Annotated in this window: 17 protein-coding genes; 1 reads left to right on the forward strand and 16 read right to left on the reverse strand. The window is 44.5% G+C overall.

Annotation, left to right across the window (positions count from 1 at the left end):
* Positions 1-3 precede the first annotated feature (3 nt).
* From ACK8P8_RS09935 to ACK8P8_RS09960, 6 genes are all read right to left on the reverse strand, one after another.
* On the reverse strand, positions 4-1518 hold the full coding sequence (locus ACK8P8_RS09935; protein WP_369858844.1) for a RagB/SusD family nutrient uptake outer membrane protein: 1515 nt from the start codon (positions 1516-1518) through the stop codon (positions 4-6).
* Between the two features lie 17 nt (positions 1519-1535).
* Positions 1536-5189: a SusC/RagA family TonB-linked outer membrane protein gene (locus ACK8P8_RS09940; RefSeq protein ID WP_099293669.1), complete on the reverse strand. Its 3654-nt coding sequence runs from the start codon at positions 5187-5189 to the stop codon at positions 1536-1538.
* 79 nt (positions 5190-5268) lie between these two features.
* The gene (locus tag ACK8P8_RS09945; RefSeq protein WP_099293671.1) at positions 5269-6450 is read right to left on the reverse strand and encodes a FecR family protein; all 1182 of its coding nucleotides are present in this window, start codon (positions 6448-6450) and stop codon (positions 5269-5271) included.
* A gap of 98 nt (positions 6451-6548) precedes the next feature.
* A complete protein-coding gene (locus ACK8P8_RS09950; RefSeq protein ID WP_227215908.1) occupies positions 6549-7115 on the reverse strand; it encodes a sigma-70 family RNA polymerase sigma factor in 567 nt (188 codons plus the stop codon).
* 555 nt (positions 7116-7670) lie between these two features.
* Complete coding sequence (locus ACK8P8_RS09955) at positions 7671-8243, reverse strand: fumarylacetoacetate hydrolase family protein (RefSeq protein WP_099293673.1); 573 nt, start codon at positions 8241-8243, stop codon at positions 7671-7673.
* A 55-nt stretch (positions 8244-8298) separates the two neighbouring features.
* A complete protein-coding gene (locus ACK8P8_RS09960; RefSeq protein WP_099293675.1) occupies positions 8299-8862 on the reverse strand; it encodes a nitroreductase family protein in 564 nt (187 codons plus the stop codon).
* Positions 8863-8926: 64 nt separating this feature from the next.
* Between ACK8P8_RS09960 and ACK8P8_RS09965 the strand changes: the two genes are divergently transcribed.
* Positions 8927-11758 (forward strand): PD-(D/E)XK nuclease family protein, encoded by a 2832-nt coding sequence (locus ACK8P8_RS09965; protein ID WP_369858846.1) that lies wholly within the window; start codon positions 8927-8929, stop codon positions 11756-11758.
* Positions 11759-11994: 236 nt separating this feature from the next.
* Here ACK8P8_RS09965 and ACK8P8_RS09970 read toward each other — a convergent pair whose 3' ends face one another.
* From ACK8P8_RS09970 to ACK8P8_RS10015, 10 genes are all read right to left on the reverse strand, one after another.
* Positions 11995-12450, reverse strand: coding sequence for a shikimate kinase (locus tag ACK8P8_RS09970; protein WP_227215911.1), 456 nt, complete (start codon positions 12448-12450; stop codon positions 11995-11997).
* 9 nt (positions 12451-12459) lie between these two features.
* Positions 12460-15099 (reverse strand): DNA gyrase/topoisomerase IV subunit A, encoded by a 2640-nt coding sequence (locus ACK8P8_RS09975; protein WP_369858847.1) that lies wholly within the window; start codon positions 15097-15099, stop codon positions 12460-12462.
* 76 nt (positions 15100-15175) lie between these two features.
* Positions 15176-17008: a DNA topoisomerase IV subunit B gene (locus ACK8P8_RS09980; protein ID WP_099293681.1), complete on the reverse strand. Its 1833-nt coding sequence runs from the start codon at positions 17006-17008 to the stop codon at positions 15176-15178.
* Between the two features lie 85 nt (positions 17009-17093).
* A complete protein-coding gene (locus ACK8P8_RS09985) occupies positions 17094-17837 on the reverse strand; it encodes a biotin--[acetyl-CoA-carboxylase] ligase (protein WP_410025826.1) in 744 nt (247 codons plus the stop codon).
* A gap of 28 nt (positions 17838-17865) precedes the next feature.
* Entirely contained in the window at positions 17866-18990 is a 1125-nt protein-coding gene (locus ACK8P8_RS09990; RefSeq protein ID WP_369858848.1) for an AAA family ATPase, read from the reverse strand.
* Positions 18991-19323: 333 nt separating this feature from the next.
* Complete coding sequence (locus ACK8P8_RS09995) at positions 19324-19530, reverse strand: hypothetical protein (protein WP_369858849.1); 207 nt, start codon at positions 19528-19530, stop codon at positions 19324-19326.
* Positions 19531-19624: 94 nt separating this feature from the next.
* Positions 19625-19942 (reverse strand): DUF6922 domain-containing protein, encoded by a 318-nt coding sequence (locus ACK8P8_RS10000; protein WP_227215918.1) that lies wholly within the window; start codon positions 19940-19942, stop codon positions 19625-19627.
* Between the two features lie 147 nt (positions 19943-20089).
* Positions 20090-21520 carry a capsule assembly Wzi family protein gene (locus ACK8P8_RS10005; RefSeq protein WP_369858850.1) on the reverse strand — a complete coding sequence of 477 codons (1431 nt, stop codon included), beginning with the start codon at positions 21518-21520 and terminating at the stop codon, positions 20090-20092.
* A gap of 19 nt (positions 21521-21539) precedes the next feature.
* Positions 21540-22133, reverse strand: a complete 594-nt coding sequence (locus ACK8P8_RS10010) for a sugar transferase (protein ID WP_369859075.1) — start codon at positions 22131-22133, stop codon at positions 21540-21542.
* A 35-nt stretch (positions 22134-22168) separates the two neighbouring features.
* The gene (locus ACK8P8_RS10015) at positions 22169-23395 is read right to left on the reverse strand and encodes a DegT/DnrJ/EryC1/StrS family aminotransferase (RefSeq protein ID WP_369858851.1); all 1227 of its coding nucleotides are present in this window, start codon (positions 23393-23395) and stop codon (positions 22169-22171) included.
* Positions 23396-23489 lie beyond the last annotated feature (94 nt).

Consider the following 23489-nt stretch of genomic DNA (forward strand, 5'->3'; position numbering starts at 1 on the left):
CCATTAACGGGGATTCGGTTCCATCCCATAACTTACCGCTGTTACCGGAACCTGCAACAATCGCCGGGGATCGTCCTTGGTCAGAATATACTTATTCTGTGTTCCGTATTCCTTGTGTGTCACTTCTATATTGAAGCGTTTGACATCAAACCAACGCATACCTTCCGAGCAAAACTCTCTCCGCTTCAGATCGGTGATATATTTCAACACCAGCATCTGGTCTGCATCTATCTGATCTTTATACCATGGTTCCAATTCCACGCCATTCTTCTGTTCCCCGTAAAAACGTTTGATTTTTTCCAACGTCACGGTATGAGAAGTCGGGTTATAACTGGTAATGCGCGTACTCAGAAACAGGTTAATATCCGCCAGAGCCTTGTCATAATCCTTTGTCATCGTGTAGGCTTCCGCCCGGTTCAACGCCACTTCTTCCATCGAGAAAGCCACGCAAAAAACATAGGGACGCCCTGTTGTCGATCCGGGATACGTGTTCTTGAAATACTCGTATGATTTGTACAAAACGTAAGTCGGCGCCGCACCGAAAATCGGATAGATCAATTTCCCGCCGCATACCGGATCGTTATCCGGGAATATTTCGTTCTTCTTGCTCAACGAAAGCCCGTAACGGGAGAAACTCTCCGCCCGCCACCAGATGGAAACCCCGTTGGTCAACAACAATATGGCAGGTTCCCCGTAATTCGTGTACAATTTCATGTACTCGATCACGTTCGAAGACACGGGCAAATAATTCTGCGTGTAATTTCTCAACAAATCTTTGTACCCGGTTCCTTCTCCCAAAACCTCCGTGCAATACGCCTGTACCTTATCCCACGAATCACCGCGATACAGATAATAACGGGCTGCAAACGCCGCCCCGGCAGCCTTCGTGAAATGGTATTTGGCAACATCGTAAGCGTTGTCTCGCAACAGAGGCAAACCTTCCGTCAAGTCACGCTCGATAAACTCGTACACCTCTTTCACCGTGTTACGGGTATAAATCACGAGAGCCTCCTTTTCCGGTTTTTCCACGTAAGCCACGCCTAAATCACTTGCCATCGTCGCCGGGTTATAATGTTTCCCCCAGAAATTGACCAGCATGAAATGAGCGTATGCCCTCGCGACGAGCGCTTCTCCCCTGTACGGCTGAAGTTCCGGGGTATTTCCAAGGTTATCAATGGCTTCCAGCGCGTGATTCGCCGCAGCAATGGCACGATAACAAGCATCCCAGTATTTCGTGGGCGAATCATAATCGTTGGTCGTGTTTTCCTCCCATTTATAAGCCTCTTCCTGCATCTGCGGATACACGGAAACCTGCCACGTACCCTTATCGTCAGCGTTATCACTCATCCACTCGCCTTGCAGCATATAATGTCCCTCCGGGTATGCCGAAACCAACAAGGCCTTGATCGACTCAACGTCCTTCAACTCGGTACGGTCATCGGGCACCTCACTCAAAAATGACTCACAGCCGATAAAAAGAGTCGAAAACAATAATACAATAAAAATATACGATCTCATAAATATCTCGTTATTAATTAAAACCCTAGTTTCACAGCCAAAGTAAATTGCCTTGGTACAGGTAAAGCGACACCGCCGGAACGAGCAAACTCGGGATCCTGACCTTTCAATTTTTTATCGGCATATAGAATACACAAATTCGACGCTGAAACCCTGAAGGAAAGATTCTCGATTTTCCATCCTTTTATCCAATCCTTGGGTATATCATAACTAAGCGTGACCTCTTTCAAGCGGATAAAATCGCCTTTTGCCACACGTTCCGTGCTATAATTATAGGCATTATAAGCTAACTCCAATTCAGGACTATTCTTGTATTGACGATGAGAAATTATAGCCGGTATCTTTGTATATTTTTCGTCTCCGGCAGCCATCCAACGATCGGCAAACTCGTTCGGGATAGCTTCATTATCATAGTAACGATATTTAAAAACAGGATCCAGCCAAATCTTACTCCCGAACTGGTAAGTAAAAAACACGGCTAAACGGAAATCTCCATACTTGAATGAATTATCGAAACCTCCCGTGAACTTCGGATCCGCTGACCCCATGTATTTCAAGAAATCGGTCTTCTGAACTTCTTGCAGGTTCAAATCCGACACCGTAACTTCATGATCCTGATTCAAATAAGTCGGCAATCCCTGACTATTCAAACCTTTAAACGGGATAGCGTACACACCCCTGACAGGCTTTCCCTCCATGGGCGCCCCACTCGGTGATATCAATTGCATCACTTGTGAATTGGAAGCCAGATTCGTGATTTCATTTCTATTGTAAGCAAATGTCAGATTGGTTGTCCACGAGAATTTCGGTCGGATCATATTTTTAGTATTAATCGTCAACTCCACCCCATTGGACTTCATATCCGCATAATTGGCATATTTTAACGACTCCCCGCCAATACCCATCGTGCGCAGGATACCGATCAGATCGAACCCGTTACGGAAATAAACGTCCGTACTCACGCTCACCCGGTTATTCCAAAGACCGAGGTCTGCCCCCAGATTCAACTCGTATTGTTTCTCCCAAGTCAATTCCGAATTTTCCAAAGAGTGAATCACGATCTGATTTTCCTTCTCTGCCTGCGTGGGACGGAAAGAAACATCCCCCATGAACACGGCCTTCGCGTTCGTCGCCGGTCCCATACTTGCCGTCAGACCATACGTGGCACGCAACGTCAGCAAAGAGATATTATCTATATCCTGCATAAAAGACTCTTCCTTCACGTTCCAAGCCCCACTGACATTCCACGTGGGCAACCACCGGGAAGAAGTAGCCTGTCCCATTCTATTCGAACCGTCATAACGCCCGGTTAGGTTTAACGTATACTTTCCCGCCCATGAAAAACTTCCGGTTAAAAACATGGCAACAAAACGATCATACGCGTTCTCCAACCCGAAATACTGATCGTTCCGCTCCAGAATTTGTTTGATAATCCGGTAATCTATAAAAGGAACATTTCCCCGGTCATACTGGATACCGAAACCTTTAGAGTACGTTTCCCGACGATTGGTACTCCGCATTTCCATTCCCGCCATCACATTATACATGTGCCTCTCCGCAATCATTCCCGAATAATTGGTCGTCGCCCGAAAATAATAATTTAACAACCGGTTGTCCGTCCGGTTATAAAATCCCCCCTGCGGCAACACGGAGATAGCCGGCAACCCGGGAGTACTCGGATCATTATACAGGAAATTGTTACTACCGCGCACCGTTGCGTCATAATCAGCGCGATAACATTCCGCCAGATTGGAGCCTTCTTTAATTTTATGCTCCCGCGTGGACTTCACGAACCGTACTGCACCCAGTAACTTGATATCCCACCCGTCCAGCGGGCGAATTTCAAATTCGGCTTGAAATTTCGAATCCAGCATATCAATATCCAGATAATTCAACTTCAACTCCTGTATAATATTAAACGGGGCGTAATTCATCACGTAATATTCCGGGTCCCCGTTCTCGTCATAAGGACGCATCGTGCGACTCGTATTCAGCGCGAAACTAAACGGGTTCAAGTCAAAATTACGCGATATCGAACCGTTCACCGGATCGGTTTCACGTCCTATCGTACCCGGAGCCCTTTGTTTACGATAAGAGTGACTTGTCAGGAAATTGAATTTCAAATATTTATTTATATCAAAGGATGAATTCATATTGGCCGTGTAACGGGAAACGTTATCCCCGATCGTCCATCCCGGATCGTTGAAAAAACTCAAAGAAGCGAAAAAACTGCTTCTCTCCGATCCCACGGAAAAACTAACCGAATGACTCTGTTGTATGGAATTTTTGAACAATATCCCGAACCAATCCGTGTTCACCTTTTCATATTTCGACAAATAACGCATTCTATCCTCAGGCGTATTCTGTAACTCAAACCCGACCTGCGGGTCATAATTATCCAAAGCATCGTACATCTTACGATACACACCTCCTTTAGCCGCACGGGAAACGTCCGCGTAATTCAACCAGCCTTTTTCTTCCAAATCCCGGTAAAACATCATCTGCTGCTGGGAATTCATGATATTATATTCTTGGTACATCGGTTTCACCCGCATCGTGAACTCCCCGGAATAACTCACCCGCATCGAACCTTTACTTCCCCGTTTCGTCGTGATCACGACAACCCCGTTCATGGCACGAGCCCCGTAAAGAGCCGTCGCGGAAGCATCTTTCAAAATCTGTATATTCTCGATATCATCCGAGTTCACCCCCGCGACCGACGAACTGATCAACGTGGCAGCATCTCCCGAAGCCAAGTCATCAGCCGAAACGTCCACGACATCTTCCAGCACGATACCGTCCACCACCCACAGCGGCTTCTGGTCGCCGTAAATGGACGACGCCCCGCGTACCCTCATCTTCGGTGCCGCACCAAAAGAACCCGACACGTTCTGAATCTGTACCCCGGAAGATTTTCCCTGTAACATACGTCCCACGTCATTGGAACCCGCCACCGCCAAATCGGCTGCTTTCACGATGTCGGCAGACCCCGTGAACAGCCGACGGTCAATCTTCTGGTACCCGGTAACTACCACCTCGTCCACCTGCAAGGATTTGTCCTTCATGACAATCGATAAACTCTTTTGTCCCGTGTAAGGAATCTCCTGTGTTTCCATTCCCACGAATGAAAATTGTAAAATCATGCCGGACACCCGGTCAGCCTCGAACTTGAAATTACCGTCAATATCCGTGGCGGCACCGGTTCCCGTACCCTTCACGACGACAGCGACACCCGGAAGTACTTCACCATGTTCATCCTTCACCGTCCCCGTGATCGTGACTTTTTTCGGGGGTTCTTGCTTGGCGACCTCTTTTTTCTTGATCACCACGTTATTCCCGTTCACCGTGTAGGTCAGGTTGGTTGCCTTCAAACATGAATCCAACACCTGCAAGGCCGGACGATTCTTCACGTCCACGTTCAAGTTCACGACAGTCTTCACATCCTGTGCCCCGTACATGAACACGTAAACAGTCTGCTTCTGGATTTCCCAGATCACCTGCTCAAGATTCACTTTCGTCATCTTGAGCGTTACATTTTTATTTTGTGCCAGAACAGGATGCGTGACCAGAATCCCCCCCAACAACAAAATAAACAACTTACCTCTCGCTTTCGAACTTTCTTTTAGTAATTTTTTCGTAAACAAAGAGATACCTCCTTCGTTTTTTTTCATACATTTGTAAGATTAAAGTTCAACATACTTTAATTAATTGTAACAAACAAACACGTGGCGAGCTCCAATTCCCCACGTGTTATTTTTTTATAGACACGTAAACCGTATTATTTTCCAACACAACATTTACCAACTCCGTCCGTCTTAACATATCGAGGATGGGAGCGATATTCTCGTACCGGTTGATACATCCGCCCAATTCTACCCGCTTCGATTCTTCATCCAAGAACTCGAACTTCACCCCGTACCAACGGGCTAAATTACGGGCAACCCGTTCCATTGACGTATCTTTGAACTTGATTTCCGCATGATGCCAAGCCGTGTAAAGGCTCACGTCCACCTCACGCGTGTTCAACAAACCGGAAACCCGTTCGTACACGACCTGTTCCCCGGGTACAATCTCGTGCTCGTGTTCACCGCTTTTCACGGCAACCCGCCCTTTCACCAACGTGGTTTCAAAAGAATTTTCGTCATCATACGCCCGCAAATTAAATTCCGTACCTAACACTCTCACGTCCATCCCTTTCGTTTTCACGATAAAAGGATGCAAAGAATCCTTTGCCACGCAGAAATAACCTTCTCCCTCAAATTCAACCACCCGTTCGCCATGGAACCTGACCGGATAACGCAATTTACTCTCCGCGTTCAAGAACACCCGGGTACCGTCCGCCAGAATCATCATATATTCCATCCCGTTCAACGTATGCATTTCATTGTACACGACTATGGTATCCTCCCCTTCATTGCTCCGCGAGTAGTCCAAATGATTGGATTCCTTGTATATGGTTACACCCCCGCTCTCGTCAATAGCTTGATTCCCGTTCTTATCAATCTTCACGATACGCCCGTCCCCCAATACCAAATGTGCCTCTTTGCTCACGTTTATCTCCTGCCGCGCTATCACCTCTTTCTTTTGTACTGAAGGCTGAAGTACATACGCCAGTGTTATAACCAACAATATCCCGGCAGCTACCGCAGCATAACTCATGTATACCCGCGACCGACGACGCCTTTCCTCCATCCTCTTCCTGTCAACCCGTTTCTCCATCAAGTACCACGCAGACTTCACGTCAGCTTCCGCCATACGCTCCAATTTCCGCCCGACAAATCCCTCCTCCGCGAAACGCCGGAAAAGAGCCTCGTTCTCTTCGGATGCAGCTCGCCACTCCTTCAGCAACAAGTCCTCCTCTTCGGTAGGCACATTTGCCAAGTGAGCCGCGATAGCTTTTATAATTTTTCTTTTTTGTTCTTCAGTTTCCATTACTATAAATACAATTCTAGTTTTATATTCTCACTACAACTTCAATTGCATTTAGGGGTAATGAAAATAGCGTTTTTTTTGAAAAAAAATTACACTTATTATCTAAACAACTGATTTAAAAGGAAAAGAAAAAAGAATAAAAGGATGAATATATCTTTTAACGCTTGTCGCAATTTCTGGTAGGCAATCTTTTTCAAGGTATGCAACGTACCATCGGCAATTCCCATTTCCTCGGCAATCTCCGCATTCCGTTTTCCCGCCATCGAACTCGTGATAATGCGGCGCATTTGCGTCGGGAGCGCGTTCACGGCCTTGTACAACAACAACAAAACCTCATTCTCGATCTCGTCCTCCTCGTAGGATTCCGCTCCCGCTTGAAGCATCTCTTGTATATACCGTTCCTCCACCCGTGATTTTTTCAACAAATTGAAACAACGATTTCGTACCGATACATACAGGAATCCCCGCACCTCCGATAAAGTAAAATACTCCTCCTTTGTTTCCCAGTATTTCAACAGCACATCCTGAGCCACGTCCCGACCGGCATCCGTATCCCGGATATATTTCATGGCGAAAGAATAAAGCACCGGATAGTAATCTTCAAAAAATACCCGGAAAGCTTTTTTATCCCCCATTCTTATATCCGATACTATATCACCAGTCATAAATATATTATTATAACAATACAGAATACCACGAAACGAACCTCTTATCCTCGTTCATTTACAACAAAAGTAATTAATATAAAAGAAAAAACAATAACAAAAAGAATTTCTACCTCTCAAAAATACCAAAGTTATTCCGAATACGACCACATGATATCCCCTCGATATTAATTTCCCCGACAAACCAATGGCCTGCCATCCGTGACTATCCCGAATTAAAATCCATCGTTAAAAACATTTACATGATAAAACAATGCTGTAAAGATAACACCTACCCACCCTCTTCTCCAACTGTTTTTCACAAATACCCGATGTATTTTCACAAACCCCCCAAAAAACGACATGAACAGCATTCAGGCAATAATCCCCATAATCCACTACAATTATCTATCTAAAAATAGTATAATTTCCTTTCTCTAACCTGTCACTCCCGCTTCAATCACGTCCCCGAACGTCTTTGATACGGGAGTGAAACGAAAGTGATTCGTCTTTGATAAGGGAATACATCGAATTCTCCACGGGTTCTCGTCGGAAATCAATTATATATCCCCAATATTACTTTATATGAAAATCCAACAAACAATCTTCACCCAAAAACATCTGAAGGCGATCGCCGATTTTCAATTCTTTTTGCCGGAAAGAATTTCCACAATAGACTAAATCACCTATTTTCAACATACAATATTCAGACATACCGGCAATCAATTTTTCCGGCAGTATAGGAAGGTCGTTCATCTTACCCCGGAAAACTTCCAACTCGTTTACCCGAAAACTATACTCGACATCCCGCAACCCCGAATCGCACTTTTTTAACACGGATACCGCGGCAGCCCCATCAAAACCATAAGCCATGACAGCAGGCAACCCCATGCCCGACAATCTCCGCCCGAAATCATCCGCATAGAATCGGACACCAACGCCGACCTCATCATAATAACGCCCGGCAAAACGCTCCGACACATGCTTACCAATCTTCCCCACCCGTAAAACGACCTGTGGGACACAACTCAATTCCCCAGCAAACGCCGGAATATAGAAATCATCATTATTCCTTAACAAAGCGTTATCCCCGATAACGTCATAAGCCACTTCTCCCGAAGCATTATATTCCGCGCAAAGTAATTTCATAACCGTGAATCCAAAGATTGAACCTCAAAAATGCTCAATCCCCCAATCTTAAATCTTAAATCACTAAATCATCTATTCCTCTTTTGGGTACATGATGCGTCCCGTTCGCCTCCCGCCAATACTTGAAATCCCCGTCTTTCATCGGTTCGATCACCACCGTTTCCTTCGGCTTGCCGAGGGCTATCACGTACATGATCTTCAAATGTTCGGGCAATTGTAATATCTCCCGCAAAGCCTCGTTCTTGAATGCCTTGATAATACACCCGCCATACCCTTCTTCCACTGCTCCCAGCAAAATGGTCTGCGCTTGAATCCCGTCGTCACACAGGCAATTCTCCACGATAGAGGTATCCAACAACTGGATCAGATAAGCCGATGGACGCTCGCCTTCCTCCGGACCGTCCCAATCCTTCAAATATCCCGCCCAAGCTAACGTATGAAACACTCTTCCACACATCGCCGCATCTGAAACCGGCTTATATTTCAACGCTTGCGCATTCCTCCCTGAAGCACAATAACGAGTCAGTTTCACGAATTCGATCAATTCCTCCCGGGAAATCCAAACATCTTGGTAAAACCGACGATAACTCCTGTTTTTCAATAGCAATTCTTTCAACATAAATCCGAACAGATTTTGATATATAAATTGTAAATTTGTTCCGAAACAAAAATAACAATAAAATATGAATTCGTTTCTCCAATTGCTGGCAAAAGATCTGATTCAAAAATACGGGCATGAATTTGACAACCTGACCATTCTGTTCCCGAACAAACGGGCAGGACTCTTTCTTGCCGAAGAATTGGCGCATCTGATCACGAAACCCGTGTGGATGCCCGAAATCCTCACGCTTGGAGAATTTATCGAACGACAAACCGGACTGAAAAAAGCGGAAGAATTACCCCTTATTATAAAACTCTACAAAACGTACCAAGAATATTCCGGCACCACGGAACGATTCGACGATTTCTATTTCTGGGGAAACATGTTACTGGGGGATTTCGACGATATCGACAAATACCTCGTGGACGCCAAAGACCTGTTCTCCAACATCACGGCATTAAAAGAAATCGAGAACGCATTCCCTTACCTCACTCCCGAACAAATAGAATTTATCCAGAGCTTCTGGCGTAGTTTCAATGGCGAAAAATACAGCCGGGAACAACAGGAATTTCTTAACGTATGGGATAAATTATATCCCACCTACAAAAATTTCAAGGCAAAACTAACCGGGGAAAACCTTTGTTACGAGGGTATGGGGCAGCGACTGTTCTGCGAACGGTTATCCCACTACCACACGGACAAACAACTCATTTTCGCCGGGTTCAATGCCTTGAACCAGTGTGAAAAAAGAATATTCTCCCACTTCCGGGACAGCGGGCAAGCATCTTTTTACTGGGATTATGACCTCTATTACTCGGCAAACGAAAATCACGAGGCGGGACACTATATCCGGGAAAACATGAAACTGTTTCCCAACGCCTTGGGACTGGAACATTTCAACAACTTTCGCTACAACAATAAAGAGGTAGAATACATCTCCGTTCCCTCCACCATCGGACAAGCCAAACTACTTCCCGTGCTCGTGGAGCAACTCCATCCCCAACCGCGAAAGACATATACCGACACGGCTATCGTCCTTTGCGACGAAACGCTGCTCACCCCCGTGATTCATTCAATCCCTCACTCGATTGACAAAATCAATATTACCATGGGGTATCCGGCACAAAACACCTCCGTGGCAGCACTAATCGGCATGCTGGGCGACCTAAAACGTTACGCCAAGCAAGTGGACGGCGCCACGCACTATTACTACAAACCGGTCATCGCCCTCCTCAACCATAAACTGATTAAAAGCAGTTGCCCGAATGACATCCCGGAAATCACGAACTACATCAACACGAACAACATCGTGTACGTGGCAGAAAAAAGCCTCCAATTCAGCGACATCACCCGCACCATCTTTTCTTCCTCCACGGAAAGCCTGCCGGACTACCTTCTGAATATCTTGAAAAAAATGATTGCCGCCTTCCGACCGGAAGAACAGGAAGGACTGGCTATCGAGAAAGAATTTCTTTTCACGGTCTTCACCGCCATACAGGGGATACAAAACACGTTCCGGGAAGAAAACATCGTCCCGGAAGACAAATTCTATCTACAGGTCATCAACAAAATCCTGCAAGGAATATCCATTCCTTTCTCCGGCGAACCGCTGGAAGGCATGCAAATCATGGGACTCATGGAAACCCGTATGCTGGATTTCAAAAACTTGATTATCCTCTCCGCCAACGAAGGCGTCCTCCCGAAAAGCGGACACGCCTCGTCCTTTATCCCGTATAACTTGCGTCTGGGATTCGGGCTCCCTACACCGGAACACATGGATGCCCTGTTCGCGTATTATTTCTATCGTTTACTGCAACGGGCAGAACACGTGAAAATCCTTTACACGGATGTTACCAAGGGAATGACCAGCGGGGAAATGAGCCGTTTTCTTTACCAGATGAAATACGAATCGGGCTTACCCATCCGAGAAACCCATTTCCAAAATAATATTTCCGTGCAGGACAATCCTGTTATTTCCATCTCGAAAAACAAGGCCATTCTGGAAAAGCTGCATCGCTACACGCTTCCCGACGAACGAGGAATCTCCCCGTCGGCACTGAACACTTACATGGAATGTCATCTGAAATTCTATTTTAAATATATCGCCGGAATTAAAGAGAAAGAAGAGATAGCCGAGGAACTCGACCAACGGCTGCTGGGTACCATATTCCACCAGAGCACCCAATCCCTCTACCAAACCTTCCCGAATGGCGAAATCACGGAAGAGGGGCTCGACTCCTTGATGCAAAATGACACACTGATAGAGGAACATATTCGCCAGTCCTACCTGCAACTATACGACTCCACGGTATCGCGCATGCTCGAAAGCGGTGCGAACGAACTTGTACTTTCCGTCGTGAAAAAGTACGTGAAAAAAGTCCTTGAATACGATAAAACCCTATGCCCCTTCCGGCTGATTTCCATGGAGAGGAAATACCGGATGTCACTCGAGATTAACACGCTCGAGCACCCGCTTGTCATTCACGTGGAAGGAGATATCGACCGGGTAGACCGGACAGACCGGGGAACACGAGTCATCGACTATAAAACCGGGGCAGACAAGACCGAATTCAAAGACCTCCCTTCTATCTTTGACTCCAACAACAGGCAACGCAACAAAGCAGCTTTCCAAACCCTGTTGTATTGCATGATGTACGAGCACGAGAATCCCGGTACAGACCCTATTTTACCCGGTATATACAGCACCAAACTACTGTTTACCCCGAACTATACCTACTCGCTGAAATGCAACAAGGAACCCATTCACCGTTTCAAACCTTACGAACCGGAATTTCAAGCCCTGCTAACCGAGTTGCTCGAGCAATTATTCTCCCCCGACGTCCCGTTCACCCAAACGGAACTCCCGGAAAAATGCCGCCATTGCTCTTATAACGAGATATGTAAACGAGGATAGCATCGCCCTCCCCACCAATGAGACATTCCTACCGAAGTCCCAACACAATCCTACCCAAGAACTACCCAAATCATCCCCTACATAGCTTGCACCCGTGCTTTTTCCACGACCTTTCTACTATGGAGAATATAGAATATCCACAAATTCATCGCAGCATCAACGAAGCTAGGGTATGATTACGGTATTACTTGGGTAGTTCTTCGGTAGGCTCTCAGTAGGTTTACCCGGGAAAAACTTTACAATCTCTCTTTCGCCATCAAATAAAAAGGAAGCCGGGAGTCGAGATGCTTTTTCACGTGACTCTCCAACTCTTCATCGGAAAGTCCCGCCAACAGGGGACGTGTTGCCCGCTGCTCCCGCAAACGCCCGATAATCACAGGCAAAGACGTATCTAAAAATAACGTGTGTCCCGCCGCATTCATGCGCTCCATGTTATCAAAAAAACACACCGTTCCCCCTCCCGTTGCCAGCACGAAATCATCCCCCCGGGCACAAAACTCTCGCAAGACATCCCGTTCCAACTCGCGAAAATACCCCTCTCCCTTACGAGCAAAAATATCCGGTATACAGCATCCGGCTCTTTCCTCCACGAGGGAGTCCAAATCCCGGAAAGGGATTCCCTTTTCTTCGGCCAATTCCCTCCCGAACGTGGTCTTGCCACTCGCCATATACCCGACAATGAAGAATTTCATAACCGTCAATTACTCGAAGTCCAGCTTCATCTGCGACTCGTCACTCAACATATCGGGATTCGTGATTTCGAAATCGACATCCGTGCCACCTTCTTCCAGCTTCTCCTCTTCCCCGCTATCTAAAGGTTCTATTTCCCGGATCTCCTTCACCTCGTAAGTTGTCAAACGCTTACCTCGTGCCTTATATGACTTTTCCGCAATAAACTCATCCGCAACAATCGCTTCCGCCGGACGATTCTCGTAACGACCGCCAAACACAATCTCGAACCGGGGACGTTTCTCCCCGCTCAAGCATACCAGATAGGAACCTTCACTCTCCCCGATAAACGAGGTAATTCTCACCATATCCTCAAACCGAAAACGCTTCAGGTAATAGTATTGCTGCTCGGCATCAAAGAACACTGCCGACCATACTTTCTCGGAATCAAATTTTTCAAATACAAGATATCCCTCCTCGTAGTGGTTGCTCAAATCATAATCGGAGGTATTATATGTACCGTTTTTATTCGCCACCAGTATCCGGTCATCTCCTTGGAATTCGCCGACATAGCGTCCCCGACCGTCCGTGTTCAAACGCAACACGTCCTCGTCCAGCCATATCTTGCGCCCACCCAAGGTTGAAGCCCCTTTCTGTACCAGCGATATTTTGTGTATATCATTCTTGCTCAACAAATTTCCTTGAGAATCACGTCCCTTGATCGTCAACGTGGCAAAATCATACTCGGAAACCAGTTTCTTCATTCCCGGCTTAGGTTTCAGACATACCTTGATCACTTCCGCCTCCCCATTCGGGTTAGCGCTGAAATACAGTACGCGGGAACCTGCCGCCCCTTTGGTCAGATTATACTGCTTGTCGCGGGTAATCCCCGTCACGCAAAATCGCTTTACGTACGACGGCCCATATTTCCCATCCCGGTAAGCCACGTTATATATCGTGCGCTTGTCGTTCTTCTTGAAAACATTCACGTGCAACACGTCCTTACCCACGAACAGTTTATCCGCCACCTTCGTCACGTAATAGGTACCGTCTTTACGGAAAATAATCACATCGTCAATATCCGAACATTCGCAGATAAACTCGTCTTTCTTCAACGCTGTACCGACAAATCCCTCTTCCCGGTTGATATACAACTTCTCGTTTGCCACTACCACTTTCGTTGCCTCTATATTCTCGAAATTACGAATCTCCGTGAGGCGCTCCCGTCCCTTGCCGTATTTCGCCTTGATTCGCTTGTAATACTCGATCGAGTAAGGAATAATATGCTCTATATCGTGTTTCACCCGGGCAATCTCATCTTCCAATCCCTTGATATAATTCTCAGCCTGCTCGGAATTGAATTTCAAGATACGCTTCATCTTGATTTCCAGCAACTGCTTGATATCATCATCCGTCACGGGACGAATCAAATGCACGATAAACGGTTCCAAACGCTTGCGTACATGCACGACAACTTCCTCTACCGATCCGCTCTCCTCGAATTCCTTGTCTTTATATATTCGCTCCTCGATAAAAATCTTCTCCAAGGAAGAATATTGCCAATCGGTTTCCAACTCTCCCAACTTGATCTTCAACTCCAACAACAACAGGGCAACCGTATCGTCCACCGATTTCCGTAAAATGTCGGACACGGGCATAAAGACAGGCTTGTCGTTCTCTATCACGCACGAGTTCGGTGATATGGAAAGCTCGCAATCCGTGCAGGCGTACAAAGCATCTATCGTCTTGTCCGACGACACGCCCGCCGCCAGATGTACCAGAATCTCCACGTTTGCCGCCGTGTTATCGTCAATCTTCTTGATTTTGATTTTTCCCTTCTCGTTCGCCTTCAGTATTGAATCAATCAATGCCGTGGTTGTACGCCCGAAAGGGATCTCTGTAATACGCAATAACTTATTTCCCGCGTCTTTCTCGATACGGGCACGAATCTTCACGCTTCCACCCCGCAGACCGTCATTATACTTCGACACGTCAACCATACCTCCCGTCGGGAAATCCGGGTACAACACGAACTCCTCCCCGCGCAGGTAAGCCACGCAAGCATCTATCAACTCGTTGAAATTATGCGGCAAAATCTTGGAGGCCAACCCCACGGCGATACCTTCCACTCCCTGCGCCAACAGCAACGGGAACTTGATCGGCAACGTGACCGGTTCTCTCTTGCGACCGTCATACGACAATTTCCAATTCGTGGTCTTCGGGTTAAAAGCCACTTCCAACGCGAATTTCGACAAACGAGCCTCGATATAACGTCCCGCGGCGGCATCGTCCCCGGTGAGAATATTTCCCCAGTTTCCCTGACAGTCCACCAACAGATTCTTCTGTCCCAACTGCACCAAAGCATCCTTGATAGAAGCATCCCCGTGCGGGTGATACGACATCGTGCTCCCCACGATATTCGCCACCTTATTATAACGCCCGTCGTCCATCTCCCGCATGGCATGCAATATACGACGCTGCACGGGCTTCAACCCGTCGTTCACGTAAGGCACGGCACGTTCCAGAATCACGTAGGAAGCATAATCCAGAAACCACCTCTCGAACATGCCAGACAAATGCTTTATCGACCGCACCCGCCCGTTCTCCTCGTGATGTTCCGGTTCTTGAGGCACCACATCCTCTACTTCCTCGTTATTTATCTCTTCGCTCATACAAATTGAAAATTGAAAATTGAAAATGAATCACATCATCCCAATTCCTAAATCTAAAATTTAAAATCTAAAATTATTAAATTTCATCCTTCTCCACGTACAAGTTATCAATAATAAAATCTTGTCGTTCATTCGTGTTTTTACCCATGTAATAAGACAAAATCGTCCCTATCGGGTCTTGCTTGGTCATGCGTACCGGTTCCAAACGAATATCTTTCCCGATAAACCCGCCGAACTCGTCCGGTGAAATCTCTCCCAAACCTTTAAAGCGCGTGATCTCCGGCTTCGGTCCCAGCTGTTTGATCGCTTTCTCCCGCTCTGCGTCCGAGTAACAATAACGAGTCTCTTTTTTGTTACGCACCCGAAATAATGGGGTCTGCAAAATATAAAGATGCCCGGAACGCACCACGTCCGGAAAAAACTGTAAAAAGAACGTCAACAACAGCAACCGGATATGCATACCGTCCACATCGGCATCCGTCGCGACAATGATATTATTATATCGTAACTCCTCTATTCCATTCTCGATATTCAAAGCCGCCTGCAAAAGATTGAACTCCTCGTTCTCGTACACGATTTTTTTAGTCAAACCAAACGAGTTTAACGGCTTCCCGCGCAAACTGAACACGGCTTGCGTGTTCACGTCCCGCGACTTCGTGATCGACCCGCTCGCGGAATCTCCCTCGGTGATAAATATCGACGATTCCGTCTTCCGCTCGTGGTTCGAATTAAAATGTACCCGACAATCCCTCAATTTCCGGTTGTGCAGGCTCACCTGTTTTGCCCGCTCCCGCGCAATCTTCTGTATACCGGACATCGCCTTGCGCTCCTTCTCGGTTTCCACGATCTTGCGCAGCAACAACTCCGCCGTATCCGGATTCCGATGCAAGTAGTTATCCAACTCCTTTGTCACGAAATCCATAATAAAATTACGTACAGAGGGTCCTTCCGGGGCAATATCTTTTGACCCCAGTTTAGTTTTCGTCTGTGACTCAAACATCGGTTCCTGTACCTTTATACTGATTGCCGCAATAATCGACGTGCGAATATCGGCTAAATCAAAATCTTTCTTGTAAAAATCACGAATGGTCTTCACCACGGCTTCCCGGAACGCGATCAGATGCGTACCGCCCTGCGTCGTGTGCTGACCGTTCACGAAAGAATAATATTCCTCCCCATACTGCCGCCCGTGCGTCATTGCCATCTCGATATCCGTCCCTTTCAAGTGAATAATGGGGTAAATCCCCTCACCACTCATGTTCTCGGACAACAAATCATAAAGTCCCCGTTTCGAATGAAACTTCTGACCGTTAAAAACAATCGTGAGCCCGGAATTCAAGAACACGTAATTCTTGAACATCGATTCCAGATAATCCGAAATGAAGTGATAATTCCCGAATAACTCCTTATCGGCAATAAAAGTCACCAACGTACCGTTCGGCTCATTCGTCGGTTCAATCTCCCGTTCCTCCACGATCAGCGCCTTGCTATAACACACTCGCTTCGTTTCCCCGTCCCGGAATGATTGTATAATAAAACTCTCGGAAAGCGCATTCACCGCTTTTATCCCGACACCATTCAACCCCACGGATTTCTTGAAAGCCTCGGAATCATACTTCGCCCCCGTGTTCATCTTCGACGACACGTCAATCAGCTTGCCGAGAGGTATCCCGCGCCCGAAGTCCCGTACCGAAACCGTACGTTCCTCCACCGTGATAATAATCTCGCTTCCCGCACCCATCGCGAACTCGTCGATACTATTATCCACTACCTCTTTAACCAGTATATATATTCCGTCGTCCATCGCTGCACCATCGCCCAACTTCCCTATATACATACCGGGACGCAAACGTATATGCTCCCTCCAGTCCAGCGTACGAATAGAATCTTCCGAATAATTCTCTACCATATGTCCTCCATGTTTTGCACAAAAATAATCAAAACTCCGCAATTTAAAATCTAAAATTTAAAATTTAAAATCATAAATCGTAAATCTAAAACAGATACGTGATTTCCTTAAACCCGTAAACCCGTTCCATCCCCCCCGTATCCTTCAAAACAAGCTGCCCGTATTCGTTTATCCCCGTGACAGACGCCTTGAATCTTCCGTTCTCGTCCTCCCAATCGAACACCCCCGAACGCCGATACATCACTTGCAGGAAATCCCGTTCCAAAGCCGCATAATCATACACCTGTCCGTACCGCTTCCCGATACACTCCAACAGCTCCTCCAACGCCCGTTCCACTGGAATCTCCTTACCAATAAGTTGAAATAAAGACACCGGATTCGGTGCATCCGACAGGAAGCCGGACTGGTTAATATTCACCCCGATTCCACACAACGAGCCCCCCACGTACGGTCCCATGATAACGTGTTCTATCAAAATACCCGATATTTTCTTATCCCCCACGTAAATATCATTCGGCCATTTCACGGTACATCCTTCCGTGTACCGGGAAATAAAATCGCAAGCCCCCAAGGCAATCACCATCGAAACGGCAAACTGCTCCACCGCCGACAACTCCTCCGGTCGCAATACCACTGTCATCGAAATATTTTTCCCCGGTTCACTCTCCCAATGGTTCCCGACTTGCCCCCGTCCCCGCATCTGCCTGTGTGTCACCACCACCATTTTATCCTCCAACACATTCCATCCCAACTTCTCCGCCTGATTATTCGTCGAATCCAACTCCTCGTACTCCAATACCCGAAATCCACTTACTTGATATTCACGCATAATTTCACTTTACATTTAAATATAACAATCACCACTTCTGCCTTTCAAGCCAGATTTTAAGAATCGGATCTGCTATAAAATATCCCTCCTGACGAAACTCAACTAATTCTTTTTCTACCATCGACTTACGCAATCTACTTATATTTGAACTCGATCCTAGATTGTATTCCGAAAGAACGGTAGCTATTCCGAACTCCTTATGAATCCCAGCCAAAATAGCCCGAAGGAAATTCATTTGATAAGTCGTCAACAATTCGGTTTGTTGCGTGAAAAGAGGCGTATTCTCGTCCAACAACTCGTTCAAAGCCCGAGCTACCCCTTCCCGTGTTGCCACTTTTTCCGTCTCCAAAAGAGTAAGCCAAGCCAGCTGTTGCACATAGGACGAATGATTTTCTACAATTCGACAAATCTCAGCAGCCAACTCTTCTGATATCACCCTATCAACTTTTTTGAATTGTTTACATATATAAGGAACCCAAACCTCTGTCGGAATCAATTTTAGATTAATTATATCCCCGAACTTGTAAAAAGGCAAACTCCTCTTCTGGAACAATTCATCCATCAAATGTTTTCTACTTCCCAAAAGACAATAAGACACCCTCGAATTATGCTGCCACGCCGAACGCATTTTCTTCTGAACAATCACAGAATCGGGAAACTCTCCGATCTGTTGAAACTCATCGATACAAATCACAATCTGTATACCCTTTTTTTGAGCAATGCGCTCCGGCAACTGCAAAACTTCCTCTGCCGAATGTGTTTTTGACGTAATACCTAAAGAAACAGAATAATCCGAATCCGGTCCCACGCTAAACGCGAATTTCGGTGTTAATCTTGAAATAAACTCGTAAGCAATATCTTTCCACTCGTCAAAACGAAATGAAGTCTGTTTCAAAACAGCCTCGGCAAACATATTATAAAAGTCATATTCGCTCCGGCAAGGAAATATATCAACATAAATCACGCGCAATTTATCCGATTCCACTATCGCTTTCACTTTCTTTATCAAAGATGTTTTTCCCCAACGCCTCGGGGAAGAGAGGATCGTGTTTATCCCATTCTTAAAATTAGAGGAAAGACAGTGTATCTCTTTTTCTCGTCCGATGAAATTCTCCCCGCTTACCGCAACTCCAAATATGAATTCTTTTGCCATAATTACTCTATTAATAGCTATATTTACAACAAAGATAGAATTTTTCCTGAACTTACACAAGTTTGTGTAACACAAACTTGTGTAAGTTCATTTTTCGTTTGAAATCACATATACTCCCGGCTAAATTATCCCGAACGAGAAAGCAATATCCTTGGGAAAACCAATGGTATTCCCAAGGATACACTACCCTTCTGCCGTAGCCCTGCCAAAGCTTCTACAGAGCACAAATATGCCGGGATAGGGTTGCTATATTTGAGCAACGAAGAGGCTATGAAAGAGAGAGATTACAATCCTAGTAACAGGATAGGAATACGGATGATTTAAGATATGAATCTACACGGGTAACTCAACAAATTTCTTGTCCGGACTTCTCCGCATTTCATTCAGACGTTTCGCTATTTTCTTCCAATTGAAACAAGCCTTCCCTGTCATTTTTATTGGCTCTTCAAAGTTAATATCCTCAAAATACGTCAAGGCTTTAATGGGAATAAGTAAATTCATTTTATATTTTCTCTCGTAAGCATTTAACATCTCGTTCAAAGATAAACACTTACACGATGCCCCAATTGTAAAGCCAAAGAGGTTCCACCGACTAATACAAAATCTTTTAAAGCCGCATCTCTCATCAGACACTTTAGCAACTCAAATGTTGAGGACGTAACCGTTTCCGTGAATAACATTTTAACTCTTCTTTTTTTATATCAAAAACAGCACAGACAAATGACATATCTTTAGCGTTCATCACGGGTATCTCCTTGATACTTTCTCGAACCCCCTCTTCCCCATACATGTTCAACATGGCGTAGAAATCATCCACACGACCTCGCTCCACTACTCTCTGTACGACGATATTCTTCATCGTCTGCCAATCAAAACGAGATAAATCGTACTCCCATAAAAGACTTTCTCGAATTTTCGCTTCTCTATGTTGTTTATATTTATCGAAAAACATATACCATTATGATTTATGCAAATATACGCATTTTTTGTCAGATATCCTACATTACAGACTATAAACAACAATGCCCCGGGCTTTCCCGAGGCATACTTACAATCACTAGCCATAAGCAAAAAAGTCTCTGTCGTATTCAGCAACTCTCTATTTAAATAAATACCCCTTACGACTCAATCTTATCATAAGTCCGATGTTATTCTTTAATAAACTACCGAAATCACCATAAACACCTGTTTCTATTGTGAATGGCATTTTTTTGAATGGCAAAGAAACCTCCAATGCTCCAGAGAATTGCAGTGGCTTATTAATTAATGGAATATCATAAATACCATAATTTTTTGAATATGTCAATAAAAACTTATATGGTGTCGTTCTGAATGCAACACCTCTGATACCCAAGTGATGCGCTATAATACGATTATTAACAATAATCAAAACATGATTAAAAAATCCGGGTGTCATGAGTGGACAACCTATTGTTCTCCCATAAGAAGTCCAACCATTTCGATATTCTCCATGATTAAAATAATCATCTCGTCCACCTAAAATTTTCCGCCCATAAAAAGGACCATTCGGATCTTGTTTCTCCATTTCTTTCGGTGTTGCAGGCCGATCATGTAAAGCTCCAGATTGGTATTTCGTATAATAAAATTCATAGATTACATCCGAAACCCAGTTCTCCTTGTTTTTTGCTCCATAATAAAAACAATATGTTCCATCTGGGAAAGAACGAAAGTCTGTTCCAGACCCGTCTTCAAAAGGAATATCATGATAAAAAGACAATATGAAATTATCTGTTTTATAATTAATTCGCAAATGCTCTTTCCCTAAATGATTCCCTAAAGCATTGAGAGAATCACTCCTTGTGGCTCCAACACCACCCGATTCAGCACATACAATACGAGTATAATCTTTAAAAGAAGAAGGTTGTTTTCCTCCAATAGGCGTTGTCCCTGCCCATTGTGCCCAATGTTCCAAACCGACAATGATCTCCCACTTCGCATGGGGAGTGATTTTCACATATAATGATTTATTATGTAACCGGACATCCTTAGCGTAACTATCGTCAATCATTAAATAATCTCCCCAATTAAATTTAAAAGATAAATAGCCTTTTGTAAAGGGTACATTAATGTAATTACTCCTCAAATTATATCCGGGAAATGTCCTCGAATTACCGGACCGTACAAAATCTCCATTAGTAGAAGACACCCCATTATACTTTTCTTCCGGATGAATCATCCCCAGATCCAATCGCAAATTACGCCATTTTCCACTAACAAACAACTGATCCAACATAATCTTATTCTTTGTTCCTGAAAAAGCTCCTGCGGCAGAAATACCATACGCAAACTGGAAAGCATGTTTTGTCATAAAATCAGAAAATACTTCCATTTTCAAAAGTCCTCCTCTACTGTCCGGAACCAATCCATGGTTATTGCTAACAGCCCAAAAAGGTAATGTTTGCTGAGTTGCAATAAATCCTGACAAGGAAACATTGTACTCAAGATCCCGTTTCTGTCCTTGCGCAGACAAAACGAGTAGAAACATAATTAGAAATAATACGTTTTTCATGAATCAAAATATCAACACCTCATCTCTTCTTCACAATACACCCTATCGTTAAAAAAATAATTTTAAAATACTCTTTAATAGACTGACGATCTATATACTTCATATTATAACGTATCTTGTTTGGAAGAATTTGCTTAACGTATATCTCATCCGGATTCAAAGCCTCTCCTAGGATTTTATTTTCATCAACATATTCTATCGAAGCATAATCAGTTATCCCCGGAACAACAGATAACACTTTACGTTGTTCTTCTGAATACATATCAACATATTTACGGACTTCCGGTCGAGGACCGACCAAACTCATCTCCCCTTTTAACACGTTGATCAACTGAGGAAGTTCATCTAATTTATATTTCCGCAAATAATAACCGACCCGAGTAACTCGACTATCTTTTGCACCCACGGTTATCAATCCTTTTTTTTCAGAATCAACCTTCATTGTCCTGAATTTAATTAATTTAAAATCCACTCCATGTAGACCAACGCGAGTCTGACAATAAAAAACACCTCCTTTACTATCTAATAATATTAAGATACTGATTACCAAAATGAAAGGAAGAAAAAAAAGAAAACCTAAAAAAGAAAGAAAGAAATCTGAAAAACGTATCATATTCAATCACGCACAATATTACTATGACAATTCTGTCAATCTGCTATTTTTAAAACCATTTCAACAGACTCTACAACCGCCTTGATAACTATATCTACTAAATCTGCTGATAATCCATACCACACGGGTAAAGAAATCTCTCGACTATAATTATCATACGCTACCGGATAATTTTCTATTCGATATCCTTTATTTTTGAACGCACTCAACAGAGGTAACGGTTGAAAATGTACGTTCACGGAAACATCCTTATCAAAAATTCGTTGGATAATATCATCACGTTGTTGCTCGGTAATACCCTTTATTCTTAAACAATACACATGATAAGAACTCTTGCGATCGCTTGCCTCATAAAGTGGCAACTCAGCCCAAGCATATCGAGAAAAAGCTTTCGTATATTGTTCATATATACATTTCCTATAATGTAATGTATCTTCCTCGTAACGCTCTAATTCCACTAAACCAATTGATGCCATAATATCCGTCATATTCCCCTTAAAGCCAGAAACCAGCACGTCATAACGCCAAGCCCCTTTCTTTGTTTTTGCCAATGCATCCTTATTCTGACCATGTAAAGTATATGTACACAAGTAGCGATATACCTCATCATTATCAAAAGGTGTTGGCAAATTCAACATTATCGCACCACCTTCTGCTGTCGTCAAATTTTTCACCGCATGAAAAGAGAACACAGAAATATCCGCCAAAGCACCAGCTTTCATCCCCTTATATTCTGCACCTATAGAATGAGCTGAATCGGATAACACGAGAATCCGTCCCAATCTTTTTTGTTCATCTGTCCTAGGATGAAATAACCTTTGCACTTTGTCTGATCGCACCAGCTCGAACAACTCATCATACACACAAGGCATTCCCCCCAAATCCACAGGCATAATCACTTTCGTTCGATCTGTTATTGCACCCCGTACCTTCTCCAAACAAATATTAAAATCATCTACATTCACATCAACCATCACAGGCGTTGCCCCACAATGTACAATTACATTAGCCGTAGCACAATACGTGTACACGGGCACGATCACCTCATCCCCCTCTTGCACACCAAACCAACGTAAAACAACTTCCAACCCGACCGTATTCGAATTCACCGCCAAGGTTGCCTTGTTCCCGCAATAAGCCGTCAAACGTCGCTCAAATTCTTTCGTTTTTGGCCCTGTTGTAATCCAACCGGATTTCAACGTATCAACAACTTCATCTATGATCTTTTGATCAATCCGTGGGGGAGAAAATGGTATCATCATACATTACAAAATTAAAAGAGTATTATATCATACTCCATCTGTTTACAAAATATCATCATTAACATGATAAAAAAAACATTCATTATCTATAAGA

Origin of the sequence: Butyricimonas muris (assembly GCF_046365375.1) — a bacterium.
In the GTDB taxonomy this organism is placed as follows: domain Bacteria; phylum Bacteroidota; class Bacteroidia; order Bacteroidales; family Marinifilaceae; genus Butyricimonas; species Butyricimonas muris.